The sequence below is a fragment of the Sphingobacterium sp. UBA7253 genome, from assembly GCF_002472745.1.
Taxonomy (GTDB): domain Bacteria; phylum Bacteroidota; class Bacteroidia; order Sphingobacteriales; family Sphingobacteriaceae; genus Sphingobacterium; species Sphingobacterium siyangense.
Map to the genome: position 1 here is coordinate 430 of NZ_DKSP01000166.1, position 6244 is coordinate 6673.

Genomic DNA, 6244 nt, shown 5'->3' on the forward strand with positions numbered 1-6244 from the left:
GTTCTATTAAGCATTTTTTCTTAATGCACAGTCAATTACTCCTATAGAGTCGAACGCACCTGTTTTTCAAAAACGCTGCAGCCCTGAAGAGCTTTGACTATCTAAATAGAAACGAAAATCCGGAAAATTAAAAAGCCCGAATGAACTTCGGCTTTTTCATCTGTATAAATTAGTTTTTCAAAAGAAGTAAAGCGACCTGTTATTCACTCCAGCGGATTGAAGAGACACGATGCACTCCTATTTCGAAAAATATCTTAAATAAAACGAAAAGCACGAAGATTGCTTTCGACAAATCCATTTGCCTTAAAAGCTTGCTGTGTTATTATTCTAGCGACCAACATATCTTTTCGTGTTTAAATTATTAAAATATTATTATCAAGTGCAAATATAAGTAAGTTCAGTTTAAAATAGCAAAATTAGCAAAAATTTAATCCGAGTTAAATGGAAGCGGATCCTTTAACACAAATTTAAAGTCGAGTGTCTTCTCGCCTCTGGTCACTCGAAAATGCATTTCCTTTCCCTCTTCTGATTTAAAAAGATTGTGAATTGACTCCAGGGAAAATGACGATGCAGCTCTACCATTGATCCGTACAACCTTATCTCCGGGTATTAGTCCTGCGATTGCCGCAGGCGAACCATCACGAACAGTCGCAATTTTGTACATATTTCGAAGTACAAAGCGATACTGTACGCTGTTACCCATTCTTACCTCTGTACCGCCATCTTTTTGCAGAACGACAGGTATTTCTTCTTTTTCGTATTTAATACCATCATGTATAATCTCCAAACCACTCATATTCAAATAATAAAAGCGATCAAAATCTTTATTCTTATGAAGATATATCGACTTGTTGGGATAATCGAATACGACCTTAAATCGGCGTAACAACTCGTTTCCAATGGAACCTATTCTTTCGCTCACAAATGTTGCATGCTGTAACGAACTCAATTCAGGATAGGCTACCAGGGGATAGTTCATTGTAAACGGCCCAAGTTCGAGCGATCGGATTCGATTTCTTTTTCCATAAATCTCACCGTTAAACCCCTGCCCAATGTAGTCATCAATAAATGGAGGCTTAATATCAAAATTATTTAACTTTGAAGGAATTAGCATTAAGGCATCGCTATTTCCCATATCAATCAATACGCGACCATCAATAGAAACACTCCCCTGTTTAAAAGCAACCGCAGTATAGGGACGACTATTTAAAATATCCAGCGGCAAACGCTGCATCTTGTCAAGTCCCTTGGGCCGGTTAGCCTTGGCATATAAGGTAATACGATGTTTTTGAAAATCCATTTCTATCATTTGGTTTTCAAAAAAGCGACTTCCCATAATTCCATTAACTTCTACTCCTATCCGGGTAGAGATATCAATATGCGCATTTTGAAGAATATAGATCGGTTGGTCTAAATCTTCATATACCCCAGCAATATTCACCTGATTATGTATGGATAAATAGCCATCCAACCCCTCTTCCCTGCCCAATCCCTGAAATTTATTAACAAAAACAGCGCTATCAATTGACTTTAATGTTTCGCCAAATATCATGGTTTCTTTAACCCCCGTATCCAACAGGAAGTTCATCATATATCCATTTACCTGTACAGGTATAATCACCAGGTTATGTACGAAAAGAAAAGGAATTTTAACATTCTTTTTCCCGTTTAAGACAAACCCTACTTGCCCATGAGTAATGAAAAAACACAGCAGTGCCAGCGATAAAAAAACTGTTTTCATCCAAGTTTATATTTGGTATTTCCAATTTAAACAAGAATATTCAGATTAAAGAACGTTTATAAATAAAAGCCCATCTTATTACCAATTCTACGGTAGTCAATTTATCTTTCTTATGTACAAGTCTGGGTCAAGATTACACCTTCGTTACCGTTTCTGTGCTATTTTATTGCTGTTTTATTGCTGTTTTATCGTTAAAATACCAAAGAATAAACAAAGAAATACCAAAGAAACACCAAAGAAACGGCAAACGAATACCGAGGAAGGTCTAATGAAAGTAGCTACAATAAGCGAAGAAACACCAAAGAACAAGCAATAGCTGCAGCAACTTAGAATCAAGTAGTGACCAAATTAGATCTTAAGACAGTGCTTATTCAGTGCTTGCTCAGTGCTCGTTCAGTGATTGTTCAGTGATTATTCAGTACAAATTGAATAAGCACTGACTGATCACTGTCTAAAGATTGATTGAAAATTGTTATTAGATATAAGTTGATATTAGGATGTATCTGTTTTAGTACCTACCTTGATTAGCCATAATCCGGAACTTGAGGCGATCTTCAGGTCAGATGCAGCATAGACGAACAAAAAAAGCCTCTTTACAGTAAGTAAAGAGGCTTTTAGTACCCGGAGCCGGAGTCGAACCGGCACGGTTTCCCACTGGTGTTTGAGACCAGCGCGTCTACCAATTCCGCCATCCGGGCATATCCGTTTGGGATGATGCAAAAGTAGGTTTTTTATTGAAAAGGAGAAAACTTTTTGAACAAATTTTCAATGAAAACCAATATAGAACTGAAATTCAGTCGAATAATTTTTCATTAGTTACTCAAAAAACTTGCTTTAACCGTGATATTAGCTGTTTTTTTTCTTGAGGTTGTATTAAATGCACCGCCAGAAGAGTACTCTTCGTTGTCGTTTTGTCCTGTTATCTGAAAAATTCCGAGATCGGCCTTTACCAGATTACCTAATCCGGCATTCGATTCCTTTGCAATATTTTCTGCACGTTGATGTGCATTTTTTGAAGCCTGTGAAATAAGTTCTAATTTCAGATCCTCTAGCTTGGAGTAATAATAATTGGGGGTGCTGGAGCTAAGTTCTATCCCTTTGGAAATTAATGTCGATATTTCTCGTGACGCATTGTCCACTTTATTTAAGTCTTTGGATTCGACACTTACGGCCTGCGATAATGTATAACCGGAAAAAGTATTATAACCATTCCCCTTTCCATCTGTATGATATTCGAAATCTTTGGCAATATTAACGGCCTCGAAACGGATTTCGTCGGCTTTAACCCCTTGTTGCACTAAAAAATCCCGCACCAAATCACGATCTGTGGCCAGTTGTGCTGAAGCAGCACTCAATTCATAATTCTTTCGGCTAAAAGTAGCACTCCATTTGACTAGATCAGATTCGAAATCTTTTTTGGCATTACCATTAACAGTGATTGTCTGCGTCGATTTAAACTTATAACGATAAGCTGTACCCAATATCCAGGTGCCAAGCAAGAGCACAGCGCCCATTATAATCGAAATAATAACAGCGGATGATGATTTCATAACCAGTTTTTTATGTTTACGTAACAATGAATATACCAAAAAATCGATGTTTATTTATTTTTTATGAATAAATTGCGACAAAAAGGTTTAAAATATGAATAAGAAAAGTATCTGTATTCCATTTTGTTTTCTGGCAGCATTCGCTGCCCATGCACAAAAGAAACCATTGGATCATACGGTATATGATAGTTGGCAAAGCGTATCATCGCCCTATATCAGTAAATCGGGAAAATTTGTCCTGTTCCAGGTCGTTCCACAAGAAGGCGATAATAAGCTTTTTCTAAAAACCAAAGAAAACAAAGAACTCATTCAAATTCCCCGTGGATATAATGGAAAACTGACAGATACCGAAAACCATCTGCTAAGTTTGGTCAAAGCGCCATTTGCCGTAACCCGAGAAGCCAAAATCAAAAAGAAGAAAGCCGAAGAACTCCCAAAAGATTCATTGGCGATCTACAATTTAACAACTTCATCCCTTGTCAAATTTGCGCAGGTAAAATCCTACAAAATTGCCGATCAAAACAACAATTTCGTCTCTTTTCTTTTCGACAAGGAAATAAATGAGAAATCTGAAACAAAAGCGGTTAATGATGCCACATCAGCAAAGAAAAGCAGCGATAAAAAGAAAAAAACGGTTGCAACGCTTGCTTTATATGATTTAAATTCCGGTGATTCGGTACAATTTTCATCCGTAGATCAATACGAATGGAATAAAAACGGATCAAAAATTGTTTTTTCAAAAAAAACGGATTCGAAAGATAGCCTGTCAAAAGAATCTGGAGTCTACCTCTACGAAATAGCAACTAAAAAGCTTAAAAAAATATCAAATGGAAAAGGCAATTATAAAAATTTCAAATTTGATGAATCAGGCAATCAGCTCGCTTATCTAGGGGATCTCTCCAATGAAAAGGCATTGCTGAAAAATTATAATTTATATTACTATTCAAATGGTATAGATACAGCCCAATATCTTGCAACAAAAACCAGCAATGGTATACCTAAAAACTGGGCTGTTAGCGGGGATGGGGATATCCGTTTCAGCAAAAATGGAGAGAAGTTATTTTTCGGCATAGCACCAATACCGCGTGTTAAAGACACCACTTTGGTTGATTTTGAGCATGCTAAAGTAGACGTTTGGAACTGGCAAGACGATTATTTACAACCCATGCAGTTGGTAAATTTAAAGAAAGACCTTGCAAGAAACTTCTTAGCGGTCACTTACCCCAAATACAACCGTAACATTATCCCCCTGACGGATCAAACATTCAACTCCACCGCACTTACACCGGACGGAAATGAAGAGTATATCTTAGCGCGTACTGATTTTGGCAAGCGCATCGCAAGCCAATGGGAAGGTAGAACAAGAGATGACATCTATCTGGTTTCGACAAAAACAGGAAATAAAGAGTTAATCCTTTCAGACTTTTCGGGAAATGCAATCTTAAGTCCTGACGCAAAATACATCGTATATTTCGACCAAGATAAAGGAACCTGGAATTCCTATCAGGTTAGTTCAAAGAAAAAGACAGTTCTAAACGACGGTATACCTGCGTCCTTTGCGGACGAAGAAAATGATATGCCTACCTCAGCACAAGGATACGGCATGGCAGCATGGAGCCCAGACTTTAAAGGGATTTACGTCAATTCGAGATATGATATCTGGTATTTTAACTTGGACGGTTCCAGCAAATCCATCTTGACCAACGGCTATGGAGCTGCATCGCAGACAACTTTCCGCTACTTACCGCTAAAAAGAGAAGAGGACCGCGAACAAGCCACAACACTCGACTATAAAAAGGGTGGTTTTCTAACTTCCTTTGACAATAAAACCAAAGAATCTGGTTTCTACCAGTTCAAGGGGCAGCATAACGATCCTAAAAGTCTTTTGGTGGAGGCAAAAACGTTCAGGAATATCAGCTCTTCAGCGGATCAACAAACGATACTGTACAGTAAAGAGGATTATATGAATTCGCCTAATATCTACACCAATACCATAAAGTTCAAAGACGAATTACAACTATCCAATATTAATCAGCAACAGGCTAATTACAACTGGGGGACAGCGGAGTTAGTCCATTGGACAACGCCCGAAGGAAATCAGGCTGAGGGAATTCTTTATAAACCAGAAAATTTTGATCCTGCAAAAAAATATCCCATTATAGCTTACTTCTATGAAAAGCTTTCAGATGGATTATATACGTATCAACCCCCTGCTCCTACGCCATCGCGTTTGAACATCCCCTATTTTGTAAGTAACGAGTACCTGGTATTTGCGCCAAATATAAGCTACAAAACAGGTCATCCGGGTAAATCAGCTGAAGAATACATCAATTCTGGGATGAGATACCTCGCTCAGAATGCATGGGTTGATAGCACAAAGATGGGAATACAGGGCCAAAGTTGGGGCGGTTATCAAGTTGCTCACCTCATTACGCGGACCAATATGTACGCTGCAGCATGGACTGGTGCTCCTGTCGTCAACATGACATCTGCCTATGGCGGAATACGCTGGCAAAGTGGTATGTCCCGCCAGTTCCAATACGAACATACACAAAGCCGCATCGGAAAAACCCTGTGGGAAGCTCCAGAACTATATATCGAAAATTCACCTTTATTCCATTTGGATAAAGTTAAAACTCCTGTTGTCATTATGGCTAATGACAACGACGGGGCCGTGCCATGGTATCAAGGTATTGAAATGTTTACTGCGTTACGCCGATTAAACAAACCTGTATGGATGCTGAATTATAATGGTGATGAACATAACCTCATACTTCGACAAAACCGTAAGGATATACAAATTCGCGAACAGCAATTCTTCGATCATTTCCTAAAAGGTGCCCCCGCTCCTGCTTGGATGAAGAAAGGAGTACCTGCTACCGAAAAAGGAATAGACTGGGGATTCGAATTATAACACAAAACAATAAAAAAGGTGTGATTTATATAAATCACA

The 6244-nt window shown here is 38.3% G+C and carries 3 protein-coding genes and 1 tRNA gene; 1 reads left to right on the forward strand and 3 read right to left on the reverse strand.

Features of this window, described 5'->3' with window-relative positions; all coding sequences use genetic code 11:
* Positions 1-427: 427 nt before the first annotated feature.
* The 3 genes from B2X72_RS16990 to B2X72_RS17000 all read right to left on the reverse strand — a co-directional run bounded on the left by B2X72_RS16990 (position 428) and on the right by B2X72_RS17000 (position 3291).
* The gene (locus B2X72_RS16990) at positions 428-1741 is read right to left on the reverse strand and encodes a PDZ domain-containing protein (RefSeq protein ID WP_088162029.1); all 1314 of its coding nucleotides are present in this window, start codon (positions 1739-1741) and stop codon (positions 428-430) included.
* 618 nt (positions 1742-2359) lie between these two features.
* Positions 2360-2439: transfer RNA gene (locus B2X72_RS16995), tRNA-Leu, on the reverse strand.
* 114 nt (positions 2440-2553) lie between these two features.
* Entirely contained in the window at positions 2554-3291 is a 738-nt protein-coding gene (locus B2X72_RS17000; protein WP_088162030.1) for an SIMPL domain-containing protein, read from the reverse strand.
* 94 nt (positions 3292-3385) lie between these two features.
* Here B2X72_RS17000 and B2X72_RS17005 point away from each other — a divergent pair, with 94 nt between their 5' ends.
* The gene (locus tag B2X72_RS17005; protein WP_286850829.1) at positions 3386-6205 is read left to right on the forward strand and encodes a S9 family peptidase; all 2820 of its coding nucleotides are present in this window, start codon (positions 3386-3388) and stop codon (positions 6203-6205) included.
* Positions 6206-6244: the final 39 nt, after the last annotated feature.

Bases quoted from the DNA above. Each gene is read 5' to 3' on its own strand.
- B2X72_RS17000 (WP_088162030.1), bottom strand. From the start codon at position 3,291: ATGAAATCATCATCCGCTGTTATTATTTCGATTATAATGGGCGCTGTG.
- B2X72_RS17005 (WP_286850829.1), top strand. From the start codon at position 3,386: ATGAATAAGAAAAGTATCTGTATTCCATTTTGTTTTCTGGCAGCATTC.
- B2X72_RS16990 (WP_088162029.1), bottom strand. From the start codon at position 1,741: ATGAAAACAGTTTTTTTATCGCTGGCACTGCTGTGTTTTTTCATTACT.